At 60.6% G+C, this 17614-nt stretch carries 19 protein-coding genes; 9 read left to right on the forward strand and 10 right to left on the reverse strand.

Annotated features, from left to right (window positions below; genetic code table 11):
* Nucleotides 1-9: 9 nt before the first annotated feature.
* Nucleotides 10-423 carry a hypothetical protein gene (locus DTW90_RS07840; RefSeq protein ID WP_132520707.1) on the forward strand — a complete coding sequence of 138 codons (414 nt, stop codon included), beginning with the start codon at nucleotides 10-12 and terminating at the stop codon, nucleotides 421-423.
* Between the two features lie 39 nt (nucleotides 424-462).
* Here the strand turns inward: DTW90_RS07840 and DTW90_RS07845 are convergent, their stop codons facing one another.
* Nucleotides 463-720: a DUF1150 family protein gene (locus DTW90_RS07845; protein WP_132520710.1), complete on the reverse strand. Its 258-nt coding sequence runs from the start codon at nucleotides 718-720 to the stop codon at nucleotides 463-465.
* Between the two features lie 46 nt (nucleotides 721-766).
* Nucleotides 767-1198, reverse strand: a complete 432-nt coding sequence (locus DTW90_RS07850; protein WP_132520713.1) for an Hsp20 family protein — start codon at nucleotides 1196-1198, stop codon at nucleotides 767-769.
* Between the two features lie 373 nt (nucleotides 1199-1571).
* On the opposite strand from DTW90_RS07850, the gene DTW90_RS07855 reads away from it, so the two are divergent.
* Complete coding sequence (locus tag DTW90_RS07855; protein ID WP_132520716.1) at nucleotides 1572-2516, forward strand: nucleoside hydrolase; 945 nt, start codon at nucleotides 1572-1574, stop codon at nucleotides 2514-2516.
* An 83-nt stretch (nucleotides 2517-2599) separates the two neighbouring features.
* Here the strand turns inward: DTW90_RS07855 and DTW90_RS07860 are convergent, their stop codons facing one another.
* From DTW90_RS07860 to DTW90_RS07870, 3 genes are all read right to left on the reverse strand, one after another.
* Nucleotides 2600-4942: a methyl-accepting chemotaxis protein gene (locus tag DTW90_RS07860; RefSeq protein WP_132520719.1), complete on the reverse strand. Its 2343-nt coding sequence runs from the start codon at nucleotides 4940-4942 to the stop codon at nucleotides 2600-2602.
* 247 nt (nucleotides 4943-5189) lie between these two features.
* The gene (locus tag DTW90_RS07865; RefSeq protein WP_149337502.1) at nucleotides 5190-6089 is read right to left on the reverse strand and encodes a ribokinase; all 900 of its coding nucleotides are present in this window, start codon (nucleotides 6087-6089) and stop codon (nucleotides 5190-5192) included.
* Between the two features lie 48 nt (nucleotides 6090-6137).
* On the reverse strand, nucleotides 6138-7292 hold the full coding sequence (locus DTW90_RS07870; protein WP_149338380.1) for a DNA recombination protein RmuC: 1155 nt from the start codon (nucleotides 7290-7292) through the stop codon (nucleotides 6138-6140).
* Nucleotides 7293-7553: 261 nt separating this feature from the next.
* On the opposite strand from DTW90_RS07870, the gene DTW90_RS07875 reads away from it, so the two are divergent.
* From DTW90_RS07875 to truA, 6 genes are all read left to right on the forward strand, one after another.
* Nucleotides 7554-9056: a globin-coupled sensor protein gene (locus DTW90_RS07875; RefSeq protein WP_149337504.1), complete on the forward strand. Its 1503-nt coding sequence runs from the start codon at nucleotides 7554-7556 to the stop codon at nucleotides 9054-9056.
* A gap of 79 nt (nucleotides 9057-9135) precedes the next feature.
* Nucleotides 9136-9651 carry a peptide deformylase gene (gene def / locus DTW90_RS07880; protein ID WP_149337506.1) on the forward strand — a complete coding sequence of 172 codons (516 nt, stop codon included), beginning with the start codon at nucleotides 9136-9138 and terminating at the stop codon, nucleotides 9649-9651.
* Between the two features lie 65 nt (nucleotides 9652-9716).
* Complete coding sequence (locus DTW90_RS07885; RefSeq protein WP_149337507.1) at nucleotides 9717-10004, forward strand: plasmid stabilization protein; 288 nt, start codon at nucleotides 9717-9719, stop codon at nucleotides 10002-10004.
* Nucleotides 10001-10423, forward strand: a complete 423-nt coding sequence (locus tag DTW90_RS07890) for a type II toxin-antitoxin system VapC family toxin (protein WP_149337509.1) — start codon at nucleotides 10001-10003, stop codon at nucleotides 10421-10423. Before DTW90_RS07885 ends, DTW90_RS07890 begins: the two co-directional genes overlap by 4 nt.
* 20 nt (nucleotides 10424-10443) lie before the next feature.
* A complete protein-coding gene (gene fmt / locus DTW90_RS07895; protein WP_149337511.1) occupies nucleotides 10444-11379 on the forward strand; it encodes a methionyl-tRNA formyltransferase in 936 nt (311 codons plus the stop codon).
* The gene (gene truA, locus DTW90_RS07900; protein ID WP_149337513.1) at nucleotides 11379-12170 is read left to right on the forward strand and encodes a tRNA pseudouridine(38-40) synthase TruA; all 792 of its coding nucleotides are present in this window, start codon (nucleotides 11379-11381) and stop codon (nucleotides 12168-12170) included. Before fmt ends, truA begins: the two co-directional genes overlap by 1 nt.
* Before the next feature lie 7 nt (nucleotides 12171-12177).
* Here the strand turns inward: truA and DTW90_RS07905 are convergent, their stop codons facing one another.
* From DTW90_RS07905 to dapD, 3 genes are all read right to left on the reverse strand, one after another.
* Nucleotides 12178-12777 carry a hypothetical protein gene (locus DTW90_RS07905; protein ID WP_132520744.1) on the reverse strand — a complete coding sequence of 200 codons (600 nt, stop codon included), beginning with the start codon at nucleotides 12775-12777 and terminating at the stop codon, nucleotides 12178-12180.
* Nucleotides 12764-13954, reverse strand: a complete 1191-nt coding sequence (gene dapE / locus DTW90_RS07910) for a succinyl-diaminopimelate desuccinylase (protein ID WP_149337515.1) — start codon at nucleotides 13952-13954, stop codon at nucleotides 12764-12766. The genes DTW90_RS07905 and dapE overlap by 14 nt, the downstream gene beginning before the upstream one ends.
* A 141-nt stretch (nucleotides 13955-14095) precedes the next feature.
* A complete protein-coding gene (gene dapD / locus DTW90_RS07915) occupies nucleotides 14096-14953 on the reverse strand; it encodes a 2,3,4,5-tetrahydropyridine-2,6-dicarboxylate N-succinyltransferase (RefSeq protein ID WP_149337517.1) in 858 nt (285 codons plus the stop codon).
* Nucleotides 14954-15172: 219 nt separating this feature from the next.
* Here dapD and DTW90_RS07920 point away from each other — a divergent pair, with 219 nt between their 5' ends.
* Nucleotides 15173-16072, forward strand: a complete 900-nt coding sequence (locus DTW90_RS07920; protein ID WP_132520752.1) for an LOG family protein — start codon at nucleotides 15173-15175, stop codon at nucleotides 16070-16072.
* Between the two features lie 71 nt (nucleotides 16073-16143).
* On the opposite strand, the gene DTW90_RS07925 is transcribed toward DTW90_RS07920, so the two are convergent.
* Both DTW90_RS07925 and DTW90_RS07930 read right to left on the reverse strand, forming a co-directional pair.
* Nucleotides 16144-16791 (reverse strand): calcium-binding protein, encoded by a 648-nt coding sequence (locus DTW90_RS07925; RefSeq protein ID WP_149337519.1) that lies wholly within the window; start codon nucleotides 16789-16791, stop codon nucleotides 16144-16146.
* Between the two features lie 107 nt (nucleotides 16792-16898).
* Entirely contained in the window at nucleotides 16899-17603 is a 705-nt protein-coding gene (locus tag DTW90_RS07930) for a pyrimidine 5'-nucleotidase (protein ID WP_149337521.1), read from the reverse strand.
* Between the last annotated feature and the right edge of the window lie 11 nt (nucleotides 17604-17614).

The raw sequence follows: 17614 nt of genomic DNA on the forward strand, positions 1-17614 counted from the left end.
GAAGGCACCATGAGCTTTGAAGTCTACCTACAGCGTTTCGAGAATGGCAACACCGCGAGCTTCGCGCGCAGCCATGTCGAAGAGGTTTTTGGCCCTCGCATGACCCGGGCAGTCAACGAAGCGGGAATGATTGAGCTGACCTATCCGGAAGGAGGCGGCGGAACACTTCATGTCGGCATCGGACCGCAGATATCGAACATTACCATCTTCCGACCCGGCGGCGCCGAACTCTTTGACGATCTGTTTGTCCTGATGACGCGGGTTGGCGCGGTGCTCTATTGGCCCGACGAGCCGCCCTGCTTGGCAATTGCCACGAAGGATGCGGACGCTAACCTGTCAGCCGACATGCTGGCGGCGCTTGGGGCGGGTATTCTGGTGCATTCCGGCCGTGATATCATTGCAGCGATCAAGAGGATGATTTGATCGGAGGCGGCAGATGGCCGCCTCGTCAGGCATTTTCAATCAGTGAAGGCTGACGGTCTTCAGTTCGTCTTCGGCTGCCTTGTAGAAGGTGCTAGAGCGATTGTCGGTCAGAAGGATCGGCGTGCCGTCGGCGCCGAAAAGTGCCCAGAGGTCAACATCCGGATCGATATCCGGCGCTTCGGGGAAGCAGCGCGAGACCTCTTCGGAACGCATTTTGCGGATGTAACCGACTTCGCCGCTGCCCAGATGGGCAAGTTCGGTTTGTGTCAGTCGACCAGTGACTTCTCTCAGCAGCATTCGCGTGCCTCCAGCATGAGGGACCCAGCGGCATTGAGCCGTTGTCCTACTGTGAGACCGAAATGTTAATTTTTTTCACCATGCGGGCCGGTTCCGGTCGAATGAGGTCGACCGAAAGCAAACCATTTTTGAGACCGGCGCCGAGAACCTGCATGCCGTCGGCCAGCATGAACATGCGCTGGAACTGTCGTGCGGCGATACCGCGATAGAGATAGTCCCGCTCTTCGTGTTCGACCTGTCGGCCACGGATGATCAGCTGGTTCTCTTCCGTCGTCACATCCAACTCTTCCTCGGAAAAGCCGGCGACGGCCAGCGTGATGCGCAACCGCTCGGGCTCGCCGGAGATGCGGTCGGCGCGCAGGCGTTCGATATTGTAGGGAGGGTACCCGTCGCTGACCTTGGAGATCCGCTCAAGCGTCTTCTCCATTGCGTCGAACCCCAGAAGGAGTGGGCTGGCAAAAGGCGTAATTCGGCTCATCGTCTTTTAAGTCCTTGGGGGCAAGCGACCTTCCCGGACCTCGTATCGAGCATCCGGATAATGCTAATATGGGCATCGGCCCCAGTAAGCGCAAGACGACGGTCTTCCGTCGGGTGAAATCTCTGTGGTTACATTTATTCTGGCCGGCTACTTCCCGGAGCAGGCTTTGCTGTTGCTTGACAAAGGCGGCAACGGTCCCCATCAAACCATACTGGCGATGGCAAAACGCAATCCGGCTGTGGGCTAATTGCGATTCGTCTGGCCCAAAGGGTTGCTGACAGCGGCCTCAAAATGCTCCCTTTACGGAGTTAGGGAACAGCGCAGAAGGCGCCTTCGGGCGCCAATGCAAGGAATTGAAAGAGACCCAGGGACCATGGCCGAGCCACGAAAGATTATCATCGATACCGATCCGGGACAGGATGATGCCGCCGCAATCATGCTGGCCTTTGGCAGCAGGGAAGAGCTCGAGGTGCTGGGCATCACGACGGTCGCCGGCAACGTGCCGCTGTCTCTGACCAGCCGCAATGCGCGCATCATCTGCGAGCTGTGCGACCGCCGCGACATCAAGGTCTTTGCCGGCGCCGACAGGCCGATCGCCCGCAAACTGGTGACCGCCGAACATGTGCATGGCAAGACGGGTCTCGACGGCCCTGAACTCGCCGAGCCGACCATGGCGCTGCAGGCGCAGCACGGAGTCGATTTCATCGTGGAGACATTGCGCAACGAGCCGGAAGGTTCCGTCACGCTCTGCACCCTAGGCCCCTTGACCAATGTCGCCATGGCTTTCCAGAAGGCGCCCGATGTCGTCGGCCGGGTGCGTGAGCTTGTCATGATGGGCGGCGGCTTCTTCGAGGGCGGCAACATCACGCCGGCTGCCGAGTTCAATATCTACGTCGACCCCGAAGCCGCCGATATCGTTTTCCGCTCCGGTGTTCCAATCGTCATGATGCCGCTCGATGTCACGCATCAGCTGCTGACGAAAAAGGATCGCGTCCAGCGCATGGCCGATATCGGTACGCCGCCTGCCATTGCCATGGTCGAGATGCTGCAGTTCTTCGAGCGTTTCGATGTCGAGAAGTATGGATCCGACGGCGGCCCGCTCCACGACCCGACGACGGTTGCCTATCTCTTGAAGCCGGAGCTGTTTCAGGGCCGGGAGTGCAATGTCGAGATCGAGACCAAGTCGGAACTGACGGTCGGCATGACCGTGGTCGATTGGTGGCACGTGACCGACCGCAAGCGCAATGCCAAGGTCATGCGCAATGTCGACGCCGACGGCTTCTTCGCGCTCCTGACCGAGCGATTCGCCAGGATTTGACGTCACAGACGAGATATTTGTTTGCATGAAAAAAGCCGCCGGATCGCTCCGGCGGCTTCTTAACTTCGGCAGCTTATCGTCTCTCAGAATTCTTCCCAATCATCCTGAGCAAGCGCGGTTGCGCCCTGGACCTGCGGCTGAGGGCGGCGAGCCGGTGCCGGCGCGGGAGCCGCGCGGCGGACCGGCGTGGGTGCGCGCATCTGCTGGGCCGCAGCGCGCAGCGCGGCGATAGGCTGAGCACCCTGGCCGGAGATGCGGAAGCGGGTGACCAGCGCCTTCAGGGTCTGGGCCTCGTCGTTCAGCGCGACGCTGGCGGCAGTCGTTTCTTCCACCATGGCAGCATTCTGCTGGGTGACCTGGTCCATCTGGTTCATCGCGGAGTTGATCTCCTTGAGCCCGATTGCCTGTTCGCTGGCGGATGCCGAGATCTGGCGGATGAGGCCGTTGATCTCCATGACCTGCTCGGCGATTTTGTGCAGCGCGCTGCCGGTCCGGCCGACGAGATCGACGCCTTCCTTGACCTGACCGGCCGAGGTGTTGATGAGCGTCTTGATCTCCTTGGCGGCATTGGCCGAACGCTGGGCCAGTTCGCGCACTTCCTGGGCAACGACCGCAAAGCCTTTGCCGGCTTCACCGGCGCGGGCCGCTTCGACGCCGGCATTCAGCGCCAGCAGGTTGGTCTGGAAGGCGATCTCGTCGATGACGCCGATGATGCGCGAGACCTCGGTCGAGGATTGCTCGATACCCTGCATGGAGGCGATCGCCTTCTGGACGATCCCGCCTGATTTCTCGGCATCCTCGGATGCTGCATTGACGCTTGCCGCAGCCGTGCGGGCGTTCTCGGCGCTGGAGTTGACCTGGGCGGTAAGCTCATTCAGCGCTGCGGCAGTTTCCTCGAGGCTTGCTGCCTGCTGTTCGGTGCGGCGGGCGAGATCCGAAGCGCTGTTGCTGATCTCGCCGGTACCGTTGCCGATATTGCCGACGCTGAGGTTCATCGTGCCGATGGTCTCTTCGAGGCTGGCGAGCGCATTGTTGAAGTCTTCCTTCAGCTGGGCATACTCGCCCGGGAAGGTCTCGGCGATGCGATAGCCGAGATTGCCATGCGAGAGCTCGGCCAGGCTTTCACCCAGCGTCGAGACGATGCGCCGCTGCAGCGCGACGGAGTCGTTGCGTTCCACTTCAGAGCGGGTGCGCTCGGATTCGGCGGCGTGACGCTGCTCGTTGGCTTCGCTTTCTAGCCGCTTCGTGTCGGCAAGCGCAAAGCGGAAGCCTTCGAGAGCCTTGGCGACTGAGCCGATTTCGTCTGCACGATCCTGGCCGGCAACCGGCTCGGCGTAATTGCCGGCGCTGAGGCTGCCGACGCTGGCGACGAGACCGCCGAGCGGGCTCTGCACGAAGGAGCGAACCGCGAAGTAGAGTGCGAGCATGACGGCAGCGAGCACGATCAGGCCGGCAATGATCATCGTATAGGTCTGGTCAGTGACCGGTCCGGCGACGGCGCTGTGCGGCACATCGACGAGAACGACCCAGGTGGCGTTCAGGCCGGGGACAGCGAAGGGATAAACAACGCGGTCATAGGGCTCGCTGGTATCCTTGCCGAGATCCTTGATGAGGCCCGGTGTCTGTGAGCTCAGCGCGGACTTGACCTTCTCGATGCCGTCGCCCTGATAGTCCTTCATCAGCAGCTTGGCATCGGGCGCAACCAGCCACTTGCCACCCTGGGAAACCAGCATGACGCGGCCGCTGCCGAAGGGGTGCAGCTTCTGCAGCTTGTCCGAAAGCGAGGCGAGCGAGATGTCGACGCCGGCAACACCGATCATCTTGCCGTTCGACAGGACCGGATAGGCGATCGAGCTCATGAGGGTCGGAACGTCGGTGCCCTCGGCCATATAAGGCGCAGTGATGGCGCCCTTACCGCTGTCGGCGGCGAGCTTCCACCATTCAGCCGTATAGTCGTTGTCGAAGGTGGAGAACTGGATGCCGCCATCCTTGGTCTTCGACCAGTAGGGCGTGAAGGCACCCTTCTCGTTTACGCCTTGATCCTTGTTGTTGGCCAGTTCCATCGTCTTGCCGTCGAAGGTGCCAAGCTGTTCGCAGAACCAGCTGCCGAAGGCGAAGGCATTCTGCTCAACATTTGCCTTGAGGATGTTGATGATGCCCTTGCGATCGAGATTATGTCCGGCATGTGCGCGGCCGACAATGCCGGCCATCGAGCGGGCGGCGCTGGCGAGTTCGCCGATATTGGCGGCGATCTCGTTGGAGATCGACTTGGCTTCCGAATTCGCCTGATCCATGGTCAGGGTCTGCACACGGTCGCGTGTTTGAGAGATCAAATAGAAATTCGAGATGAAAAGCACGAGCGCAATCGCGACACCGGTCACCAAGATGAGCTTGGCCGCGAGCGACTTCATACGGAAGATGGACATCATTCCCTCGAGAAAACGATGCTTCGGATGACATTATCCGCGGGCAAGGTCGGTACAGGAGGATCCCATCATGGGATCGCCGGGGGATCCGTCAGCACGATGATAGGTGCCGCAGGCTGCACCAAATATGGTCCACAACCGCAAAAATTTGATTAATTGCACCTTTATTGAACGCTCGGAAACGCCGGAAAACCGGCGTTTCGCTCAATGCGACGCATCCTGTTTCAACCGCGACCTTGGGGCCGTCTCAGAGCTTGGCGGCGACTTCGGATGCGACAGGAATCGACGGCTGCGCGCCCGCCTTCAGGCAGGCAAGCGATCCGGCAACGGCGGCGCGACGGAGCGCTGCCTCGAACTCCAGTCCGTCGTCGAGGCTGGCTGCGAAATAGCCGCAGAACGTATCGCCTGCCCCGACCGTATCGACGGGTTCGATGACGAGCCCCTTTGCCCTGGAGATGTGGCCGTCGCGAATGGCGATGACGCCGTCGCCGCCGAGTGTCACGATCAAGGTCTGGCCGGTCTCGCCGTGCAGCCGCTTGAGCGCCTCTTCGCGATCAGCAGCAGTCATGCCTTCTTGCGCCGCCAGCCGTTCGAACTCGGTCTCGTTGGCGATCACGATGTCGGCCAGCCGACCGAGGCGGGGCGCGTCGGGAATGAGTGGCGCGAGATTGAGGATCGTCGTAACACCCTTCGCCTTCGCTTCCGACAGCGCCTGCTCGACGGCAGCGACGGGGATTTCAAGCTGAAGCATGAGAGTATCTTCAGGCTGAAGCGCTGCGACGGCCGCCGTGGCATCCGCTGATGTCACCGTTCCATTTGCGCCCGGGACGACCGCGATCATGTTTTCTCCGTCGCCACCGACGAGGATGAGCGCCGTACCTGTTGGCTCCGACACACGCTTGACGGCGGAAAGGTCGGTTCCGGCGCCATCCAGCAATTCAAGGGCGGGGCTCGCAAATCCATCCTGACCGACGGCTCCGGACATGCGCACCGACGAACCGGCGCGGCGGGCGGCGAGCGCCTGGTTGGCGCCTTTGCCGCCGGCTGCCGTCGAGAAGCCGTTGCCGGCAACGGTCTCGCCGGGCTTCGGCAGGCGCTCGGTGGTGGCGATAAGGTCCATATTGATGGAGCCGAAAACAGTGATCATGGAATGGGTCCGCCCTAACTGATTTTGGCGCGACACTGCCTGAAGCGGTCAGTCCTCGTCAACCACCCGAAGCTTCAGAAGTCCCGTCCGGCTCTCCACAGTCTTCGGCGCCTCGGCCACGGTTTCCGATTTCGGACCGGCTTCGAATTCCAGCGCCTCGATCCTCTGGCCACGGCGCGTCAGTTTGTCCGCTGATGTGACGATCATGTCGACATCCTTCTGTGCCATGGCGAAATGCCCCTGCAGCTTGCGGACCCGCTCGTCGAGCCGGGAAAGGTCGTCCATCAGATGCGCCACTTCGCCCTGGATCAGATGCGCCTGCTCGCGCATCCGCTGATCCTTGAGAACGGACTGGATGACCTGGATCGACAGCATCAGCAGCGACGGCGAAACGATGACGATCCGCGCCCGATGCGCCTTTTGCACGATCGTTTCGAAATTCTCGTGGATTTCGGCGAAGATCGATTCCGATGGCACGAAGAGGAAAGCCGTGTCCTGCGTCTCGCCCTGGATCAGGTATTTCTCCGACACATCACGGATATGGACATCCATGTCGCGCCGGAATTGCTGGGCCGCCGCCTTGGCCTGCTCGGGACCGCCGGCGTCTCGGATGGCATTCCACGCCTCCAACGGAAATTTCGCGTCGATGACCAGTGGCGGCAGGCCGTTCGGCATCTGGATCGTGCAATCCGGGCGCGATCCGTTCGAAAGTGTCTGTTGAAAGGTATAAGCGCCCATCGGCAGTCCGTCCGCAACGATCGTCTCCATGCGCGACTGGCCGAAGGCGCCGCGGGTCTGCTTGTTGGACAGGATCGCCTGAAGCCCGACCACATCCTTCGCCAAAGACTGGATATTGGTCTGGGCGGCATCGATGACGGCAAGACGCTCCTGCAGCCGCCTCAGGTTTTCATGGGTCGTCCGCGTCTGTTCGCCGATGGTGGCGTTCATCCGCTGCGTCATTCCGTCGAGCCGCTGGCCTATCGATTGGTTGAGTTCCGCCTGCCTCGATCCGAACACCTCGGCCATGGTGGCAAGCCGGCCCTGCATCTCGGCCTGGACCCGCAGCAGCTCCGCCATTCCCCTCTCGCTGTCTGCGGCGCGATCCGCCGCCTCCTGCGATCGCCGCCTGACAGTCGCGGCACAAAAGATTAAGACCGCCACGCAAAGGGCGAGAGCGCCAGCCGAGACGAGCAATGTCGTCATCGGAACGGCATGGCCAAGAATGAGGATGGTTTCGGCAGGAGCGTTCGCAGGGTTCATGGCGCGAGCATAACAAAATAAATCACAATATCCAGATCAAAACGTGAACAAAGTTACCGGAGCGAGAGATACTTACCGAACTTCACTTTTTGAGAGGCTACTTAACCAATGATCAACGATATTCGCAGAAGTGTATTGCCAAATGACATTTTCTTCGTTCGCCACCCATTCGGGCCCCGCGTTTACCAGAATAGAGATTTGACAATGAAGTCCGAGACATCAGAGACCGCGCTGAAAGAACGCCTGGATTTCATTGAGATGGACGAGGCGACGCGCCGGACCCTTCGCGATCTGCGCCCCACGTTGACCGGCTTGTTGGGCGGTGCTCTCGACAAGTTCTACGACAAGATGGGCCGGACGCCTGCCGTTTCCCATTTCTTCCGCGACAAGTCGCATATGGCTGGGGCGAAAAAGGCGCAACAGGGCCATTGGGGCAATCTTTCGAACGGCAATTTCGATCAGACCTATGTCTCCGGCGTTACGACTGTCGGCAAGACCCATGCCCGTATCGGCCTTGAGCCCCGCTGGTATATCGGCGGCTATGCGCTGGTCATGTCGGAACTGGTCAAGGGCGTCATGGAGAAGCAATGGCCCTTCATGTTCGGCAGGCAGCACGCCAAGGCACTGGGCGAGAAGCTCTCCGCCGTGATCAAGGCCTCTCTACTTGACATCGACTATTCGATCTCCGTCTACCTTCAGGCCATCGAGGAGAAGCGCCAGGCGCTTGAGGCAGAACGTGCCCGGGCCGAGGCCGACCAGCAGATCGCCATGGACCATCTGCGTCGCGGCCTAGACGCTCTGTCGAAGGGAAATCTGGAAGCGACGCTGCCGGAGGACCTGCCGGGCAACTTCCGCCAGATGGCGGCAGACTACAACAACGCCGTTGCGTCACTGCGTCACTCCATCGTCTCGGTGCGCAAGCGCTCCGACGGCATCATGAGCGGCACTGACACGATTACCAAGGCAACTGATGATCTTGCCATGCGCACCGCGCAGCAGGCGGCAGGCGTCGAGGAAAGCTCGGCGGCCCTGCAGCAGCTTTCGGTCAGCGTCGGCCAGACGGCTGCGAACGCTCAGAAGGCCTCGGCTGCCGTCAGCGACACCCAGCATCAGGCAAAGAGCTCGGGCGAACTGGTCACCAGCGCGGTTTCCGCCATGGCCGAGATCGAAAAATCCTCGACCGAAATCTCCAAGATCATCGGCGTCATCGACGAGATCGCCTTCCAGACCAACCTTCTGGCGCTGAATGCCGGCGTCGAGGCAGCACGTGCGGGGGATGCGGGCAAGGGCTTTGCCGTGGTCGCGCAGGAAGTTCGCCAGCTGGCGCAACGCTCGGCCGAAGCAGCCAAGGAGATCAAGAACTTGATCTCCCAGAGCTCCGCGCAGGTCGATGCGGGCGTCGATATCGTCTCGAATACTGGCACGGCGCTGACCGACATGATCAGCCGCATCGACGGCATCAACCGCTTCGTCGCGGACATTGCATCAGCCGCCAAGGATCAGGCGCTGGGCGTCAGCGAGGTCAGTGTCGCCATCCGCAACATGGACACCATCACCCAGCAGAACGCGGCCATGGTCGAGCGTACCTCGGCCGAGACGAAGCAACTCCGTACCGAAGTGGACAATCTGATCGACCTGCTGAGCGGCTTTGCAACGCGCCTCGACGGGAAAGCGATCGAGCCGGTCACGGACCGCCGCGCAGCCTGAGCGCGGCTTTCGGCAAAAAACACTTTGCCCGCCAAGTTGATAATTCCCTCCCGTAACAAGATGCGTTATGGGAGACTTCATGACGATCAAGCCTCTTATCATTCTGCCCGATCCCCTGCTGCGCCAAGCGTCCACTCCGATTGAGCGCGTGGACGTTGATATCAAGCGCCTTGCCGACGACATGCTTGAAACCATGTACGATGCCCCTGGTATCGGGCTGGCCGCCATCCAGATCGGCGTACCCCGCCGCATGCTGGTTATCGATGTTGCCCGCGAGGGCGAGGAAAAGCAGCCGCTCGTCTTCATCAATCCGGAAATCCTTACCTCTTCGGACGAGCGTTCGGTCTATGAAGAGGGCTGCCTGTCGATCCCGGATTATTATGCCGAAGTCGAGCGGCCGGCGACGGTAAAGGTCAAGTATCTGGACCGCGACGGCAAGGAACAGCTGGTCGATGCCGATGGCCTGCTCGCCACCTGCTTGCAGCACGAGATCGACCACCTGAACGGCGTTCTCTTCATCGACTATATCTCGCGGCTGAAGCGGGAAATGGTGATCAAGAAGTTCACCAAGGCGGCCAAGACCAAGGCGCTCTGAGTCGGCGGTTGAAAATGCCGCCTGCCATCCCTATGATATCGCTGATATCAAAATAGGAGGTGCTTATGGGTGATCTTCTGATCCGCAATGTGCCGGAAGCAATGAAGCTCGATATTGCCGAGCTCGCCGAGAAGAACGGCAACAGCCTTTCGGATGAGGCAAAGAACCTTTTGCGAAAGGGCATGATCGCGACTCACGCAGACATGGAGCCGAACGGCGGTTCCACCTTCGACGCGATCCGTAGGGCGTTTGTGGATGCGGGCGCATCGGGCGACGAGTTTGCCAAGATCATGGATGAGATCGAGGCTGAACGTAAGACTGACTTCGGCAGGCCCGTCGAGGACTTTGAATGATCGTTCTCGATACGAACGTCGTTTCGGAATTGGGAAAAGAGCGTCCGCAAGAGAATGTCCTGAGCTGGATCGCCCGAGAAGATAATTCCAGCTTCTATCTCTGTTCCGTCGTCGTGATGGAGCAGATTTATGGGGCCGAAAAGACCTTCCTCAAGTCCGGCTCTGATCGTTTCTACCGCGCCCTCGACAATCTGATGACGGGTCAGTTTCGAAATCGCGTTCTGGAGTGGAACATTGTAGCCGCGATCGAGACCGGAAGGCTGCGCGCCCGACGAGAAGCCATTGGCCGGCCGATCTCGGTTCAGGACGCCATGATCGCCGCGATCTGCCTCGCGCATGGCGCGACGCTGGCGTCGCGCAATACAAAAGACTTCGAGGGGCTTGATCTCAAGCTCGTAAACCCGTTTGAAGGCGCCTGAACAAAATAGTGGACGCTTGAATGTCGCTTAGCATCATCTTCATGGGTACGCCCGAATTTTCGGTCCCGACCTTGCGCGCCCTGGTCGATGCTGGCCACAGGATCGTCGCCGTCTATGCGCAACCGCCACGTCCAGGCGGGCGGCGTGGCCTCGATCTGCAGAAATCTCCGGTGCATCAGGCGGCAGAGTTGCTGGGCCTGCCCGTGCTGACGCCCATAAATTTCAAAAATCAGGAAGATCGTCAGCGTTTCATTGACTTCAAGGCCGACGTTGCAGTTGTCGTCGCCTACGGCCTGCTGTTGCCACAGGCGATCCTCGATGGCACGCGCCATGGCTGCTATAACGGCCACGCCTCGCTATTGCCGCGCTGGCGCGGTGCCGCCCCCCTGCAACGTGCGATCATGGCCGGCGACAAGAAGACCGGCATGATGGTCATGAAGATGGACAAGGGTCTGGATACCGGCCCGATCGCCCTGACGCGGGAGGTCGAGATCAGCGAGGCCATGACCGGGGGCGAATTGCACGACAAGATGATGTTTGTCGGCGCCAAGGCGATGGCCGAGGCGATGACGAAGCTCGAACTGGACGAATTGCCCCTGACGCCGCAGCCGGCGGAAGGCGCGATCTATGCCGCCAAGATCGACAAGGGCGAGACGCGTATCGATTTCGCCAAGTCGGGCGTAGAGGTGCACAATCACATTCGCGGCCTTTCGCCTTTCCCCGGCGCCTGGTTCGAGGCGGCGATTGCCGGGAAACCTGAGCGGATCAAGGTGCTTGGCTCGCAGGTTGCGGAAGGCGTCGACCAGCCCGGCGAGGTGCTGACGGATGATCTCGTCATCGCCTGTGCGAGCGGTGCCGTGCGCCTGACGAGACTGCAGAGGGCCGGCGGCAAGCCGCTCGATGCGGCCGATTTCCTGCGCGGCACACCGATAGCGCCGGGCACGAGGCTTGCCTGATGCCGCGATACCGCATGACCGTCGAATATGACGGTATCCCCTATGTCGGCTGGCAGCGTCAGGACAATGGCCCTTCGGTTCAAGGCGCGATCGAAAAGGCGATCCTGTCGCTGACATCAGAGACCGTGTCCATTCGCGGTGCCGGCCGCACCGATTCCGGCGTGCATGCCATGGGCCAGGTAATGCATGCGGATCTGTCGAAGGAGTGGTCGACCTTCAAGCTGCAGAATGCGCTGAACGCCCATTTGAAGCTCGGCGGAGAGCGGGTCTCGGTCTTCGATGTCAAGGAGGTCGATGCTCGCTTCGACGCCCGTTTTTCAGCGCTGCGCCGGCACTATCTCTATCGCATCATCAGCCGCCGCGCACCGCTCGCCCTCGAACTCGGCCGTGCCTGGTGGGTCGCAAAGCATCTGGACCACGAGGTCATGCATGCCGCGGCGCAGACACTGGTCGGCAAGCACGATTTCACCACCTTCCGCTCCGCCCATTGCCAGGCAAACAGTCCTGTCAGAACGCTCGACCGGCTGGATGTGACGCGCAGCGGCGATCTGATCGAAATCCGCGCCACGGCCCAGAGTTTCCTCCACAACCAGATACGTTCCTTTGCCGGCACGCTGAAAATGGCGGGCGAAGGCAAGTGGACGCCCGATGACGTAAGAGCGGCGCTGGAGGCTCGTGACCGCAAGGCCTGCGGCCCTGTCGCTCCGCCGGAAGGGCTTTATTTCATGCAGGTGGATTATCCGGACGATCCGGATTTCTGCCCCGTCTCGCTTGACGAGGCAGACGAGTGATCGCTCTTCAGCTTGGCGGATAGATGCCGAGGAAGCGCTGCAGGAAATCGGTGAGCAGCATGGAAGGTACCAGAAGCACCAGCGTCAAACCACCGACGAAGAGCGGATACGCGCCGCAGATCATCCGCAGGATGCGGGCGAGCACAAAGATCAGCGCCAGCATCAGCGCGTACCAGAGTATGGCGGTCAGCCCTTCCGATCCCGGCACGAAAGCGACGAATGCGATCAAAAGCGCATTGAGATAGGACAGCGGCAGGCCTAGCCAGTTGACGGTCACCACGATCGGCGCGAATTTTTCGCCCGTCTTGAAGATGAGCAGCATCACGCCGGCGAGGATCAGCGGCACCAGCCAGCTTGCCGCTTCCACCAGTCCAAGCCGAAAGAAGAATGCAGGCCCGACCGAGCTTTGGGGCGGCATGGCAGCCAGATAGAGACGCTCCCACCATATCCATGTAATACCCATCGGTGGGATGCACCAAAGGATCGCCCAGAAGGAGCGCAGGACGCCGCGATCGGAAATATCGAGATAGCGAAAGCCGCGCTGGTCCATGCGAACCAGCAGCCAGAGACCGGCGAGATAATATTGGACCTCCTTAAACGACGGCATTCGCAAACCATCGTTCGATGAAGGTTTCATAGATCACAGTCAGCGTCTCCATGTCCGAAAGCGCGACGCGCTCGTCGACCATGTGCATGGTCTGGCCGACAAGCCCGAACTCCACGACAGGGCAATAATCCTTGATGAAGCGCGCATCCGAGGTGCCCCCCGTCGTCGACAGTTTTGGCGCTTGGCCGGTGACCGTCTGGATCGAGGAGGAGAGCGAGGCGATCAGAGCGTTGTTGCGCGTCAGGAAGACATGGCTCGGCCGGTCCGCCCAGATGATTTCATATTTAGCCGGCTCACGGCCAGGGCGAAGTGTCTGGTCTGCTGCGGCCTTGTCCAGCCGCGCAATGATCTCCGCCTTCAGCGTGTCTGCCGTCCAGGTGTCGTTGAAGCGGATGTTGAAGCTCGCCGTTGCCTTTGCCGGAATGACATTGGTCGCCGCGTTGCCGACATCAACTGTCGTCACCTCGAGGTTCGACGGCTGGAAATTCTCAGTCCCGTGATCGAATGGCGGGTCCATCAGCGCCTGGGCCAGCGCCAGCATGCCACGCACCGGATTATCCGCCAGGTGCGGATAGGCCGCGTGACCCTGGACCCCATGAACGATGATCTTTCCCGAAAGCGAGCCGCGACGGCCGATCTTGATCATGTCACCGAGCCGGTCCGGATTGGTCGGTTCGCCGACGACGGCAGCGTCCCAGCGCTCACCTTTCTCGGCGGCCCATTGCAGGAGCTTGATCGTCCCGTTGATCGCAGGGCCTTCCTCGTCGCCGGTTATCAGGAAGGAGACGGAGCCTTTGGGCGCGCCATGCTTCTCGATGTAGCGGGCGACAGCCGCCGCAAAACAGGCAATCCCGCCCTTCATGTCGACCGCGCCACGGCCGAAAAGCTCGCCGTTGGCAATGTCAGCCGCAAAGGGCGGATGGCTCCAGGACGCTTCGTCGCCAACCGGAACCACATCCGTATGTCCGGCAAACATCAAATGCGGGCCGGCGTTTCCGAGCCGCGCATAGAGGTTTTCGATGTCGGGCATTCCGGCCTCCGATGCCGTCATGCGATCGACCTTGAAGCCGAGGGGCAAGAGCATGTCTGCAAGCGCAGAAAGCGCCCCGCCTTCGGCCGGCGTGACGGAAGGGCAGCGAATCAAAGTCTGAAGATTGGCAACGGGATCTGATGTCATCGGGGGCGGATTATCCGGCGGGAAATGGCAAAGCGATGGCAAGTCTGGAAAGACGTCATGAAAATTATCGCCCGTGAAAAATGGGCTCGGCGTCCTCCCATAAGAGGCGCCGCGAAACCGTGGCGCCTCGGTCTTCAGCGCTTAGTCGCGCAGCAGTTCGTTGATGCCGGTCTTCGAGCGGGTCTGCTCGTCGACACGCTTGACGATGACGGCGCAGTAAAGGCCGGGGCCGGGCTGGCCGTTGCCCATCGGCTTTGCCGCCGGCAGCGAGCCGGCGACGACGACGGAGTAGGGCGGCACTTCGCCATAGGTGATCTCGCCGGTGGCGCGATCGACGATCTTGGTCGACTTGCCGATGAAGACGCCCATGCCGAGCACGGATCCTTCACGAATGATGCAGCCTTCGACCACTTCCGAACGGGCGCCGATGAAGCAATTGTCCTCGATGATCGTCGGGCCGGCCTGCATCGGCTCCAGAACACCGCCGATGCCGACGCCGCCGGAAAGATGCACGTGCTTGCCAATCTGGGCGCAGGAGCCGACCGTCGCCCACGTGTCGACCATCGTACCTTCGCCGACATAGGCGCCGAGGTTGACGAAGGAGGGCATCAGGATCGCGTTCGGCGCGATATATGCCGAACGGCGGACGACGGCGTTCGGCACGGCGCGGAAGCCGGCTTCCCGGAAGCGGTTTTCGCCCCAGCCTTCGAACTTCGACGGTACCTTGTCCCACCAGGTGGAACCGCCCGGGCCGCCGTCGACGATCGCCATGTCATTCAGGCGGAAGGAGAGAAGGACCGCCTTCTTGAGCCACTGGTTGACGGTCCAGTTGCCGTCACTGCCCCGCTCGGCCACCCGCGCTTTACCCCCGTCGAGCAGTTCCAAAGCAGCTTCGACAGCGTCGCGAATTTCGCCGCGTGTCGACGTATTCACATTGTCGCGATTGTCGAAAGCAGCTTCGATGGTCTTTTCAAGCGAGGTGAGATCGGTGGCGCTCATGGGAAATCCTTAAACTTCAATGGATATCGTGCATGCCGGAGAATATCCGGAAATACTGTCGGTTGACCGGTGTTCTGCTCTACAGCAAGGCCCCGGAAAATGGAATGATTTTTCGGATTGGATTGTACTTGGCTTCAAGGCTTCAGGCGGCATATGAATCGAGAGGCTGTCCCGCAAATGCGGTGACGGGCCGGATTATCTATTGAAAGGCATTCTGAAATGGCAAAGGCGAAGAACGGCAAATTGCGGCGCAAGGACGGGGTCTGGGATCCGTTGAAGACGAGTTCCGCCGACAAGCAACGCGCCGAGGCCGTGCCGAAGACGCCGCAGTCGCTATCCCCAGCCTACCGCCTTGCCTATGCCGACGAGGATTTCCTCTGCCGCGAGGAATTGCGGCCGATCCGCCTGCAACTGGAGCTGTTGAAGACGGAAATGCTGCTGACGGAGCGCGGCATCAAGTCGACCGTCGTCATGTTCGGCGGCGCGCGTATTCCGGCGCCGGGCCAGGCCGCCTGGGCAGCGCGCAACGAGACGCAGCGCGCCAACCTGGAAGCGGCCTCGATCTATTATGATGAGGCACGCAAGTTTGCCCGTCTCTGCTCGAAATATTCGGCTGGCTTTGATTTCCATGAATATGTCATCGTTACAGGCGGCGGCCCTGGCGTGATGGAAGCGGGCAATCGCGGTGCAGCCGAGGTGGGAGCGCCTTCGATCGGCCTCAACATCGTTCTTCCGCACGAGCAGGCGCCCAACGTCTACGTGACACCGGAGCTGAGCTTCAATTTCCACTATTTCGCGATCCGCAAGATGCATTTCATGGTGCGGGCCAAGGCCATCGCGGTCTTCCCCGGTGGTTTCGGCACGATGGACGAGTTCTTCGAATGCCTGACACTCATCCAGACGGGGCGCATGGAGCGCCTGCCGCTCATCCTTTTCGGTGCCGCCTTCTGGCATAAGGTCATCAATTTTGAGGCACTGGCGGAGTTTGGAACGATTGCGCCTGACGACGTCAAGCTGATCAGCTTCGTCGAGACCGCCGAAGAAGCGTGGAAGATCGTCGCGGATTTCTACGAGCACGCAGGCGAGCACGACCTCAGCCCCGAGGCCGTCGAGCCCTGATATGAATTAGGCCCGCCATCGCGATGCGAGGCGGGCCTTTCCGACGGGGAGGAGCGCCGGCTTTCGAATGCTTACGGGAACGGCCGATCCGGCATGTCGTCGATCGAAATCACGCCGTCATGGTTGCGATCCATCCGGTCGAAGACCTTGTTGGCAAAGGCTTCTGCCTCAGCCTTGCTGATCTGGCCGCTGCCGTCAGTGTCGACGCGGGCAAACATCATGACTTCCATCATGCGGGCTTCGCGCATCCAGGGGCCGTGACCGCCATGGCGGCCGTGGTGAGGCCGGGCCTGGTCGCCGTCGCCCGGCTTGGCGGTCTGGTCGCCATTCTGGTCGTTCTGCGCCGTGTCGTTCTTGTGCGCGTCCCGCCAGGCCTTCATCTTGTCCTGGCGATAGGTCTTGAGTTCGGCAGGCGTGACTTGGCCGTCGTGGTTCGCGTCGATCTGGTCGTAGATCTTGTCGATGCCGGCGGTGAATTCTTCCTTGGAGACCTTGAAGTCGCCATTGGTGTCGAACTCTTTGACCATGCGGATGAAGATGACTTCCGGCGGCGGACCCATGCGGTGCCAGCCCTGGCGGCCGTCGCGGCCCTGATGCATCTTGCCGTGATGGCCCATCTTGCCGTGATTATCGCCGGTCGCGGCCAGTGCTGCGGTCGCGGCTGCGCCGACCAGCAGGGTCGAAGAAAGCGCCGCGATCAGAATCTTTTTCCCGTTCATCTTGTTACCTTTCGTTGCCGAGTGGACAAAATCAAAGGTAGGCCTCACCCATCGTAAGGACCAGTTAAACTCCTGTAAGATGGATGAAACTTTTGTAATCCAGCGGCTTAGATAATTTCGTTAAGAAATGTGGTCAGATCGTCGGTGATGTAGTCGACGTTCCTGTCCTCGTCGCTGTGCCGCTCCCACCATTCGGTCACGGTGTCCTCGAGGTTCTGCGGCACGAGCAGCACGGTGCGCATGCCGAGTGCTTTCGGGACCGTGAGATTGCGCGGCAGGTCCTCGAACATGACCGCCTTTTTCGTATCGACCCGGTTGAGCGCCTTAAACTTGTCGTAGGTGGCGCTTGCGGGCTTGGGAACATAGCCGGCCGCAACGATATCGAAGATATCGTCGAAATGATCGAGGATACCGAGCGCTCCGGCCGTTGCCTGAGCATGTTTGACACTGCCATTGGTGAAGATGAACTTCCGCCCCGGAAGCGCCTTGATGGCTGAAGCCAGTTCCGGCTGCGGCATCAGGTGCGAATAGTCGATGGCATGCGCCTTTTCGAGGAAGTCGTCAGGATCGACGCCATGATGGATCATCAGCCCCTGCAGCGTCGTGCCGTGGTCCAGATAGTACTGCTTCTGCAGTTTCCGCGCCTCGTCGCGCTCCATCTGCAGCAGCGTCGACACATAGGCCGTCATGTTCTTGTCGATCTGCGAGAAGAGATCGACGTGATGCGGATAGAGCGTGTTGTCGAGATCGAACACCCAGTCGCGGATATCAGCGAAATCGGCCTTGGCGGGCTTGGTCTTTGTCTGTGTCATGACGGGCGTTA

The sequence above is a fragment of the Neorhizobium sp. P12A genome, assembly GCF_008365395.1.
In the GTDB taxonomy this organism is placed as follows: domain Bacteria; phylum Pseudomonadota; class Alphaproteobacteria; order Rhizobiales; family Rhizobiaceae; genus Rhizobium.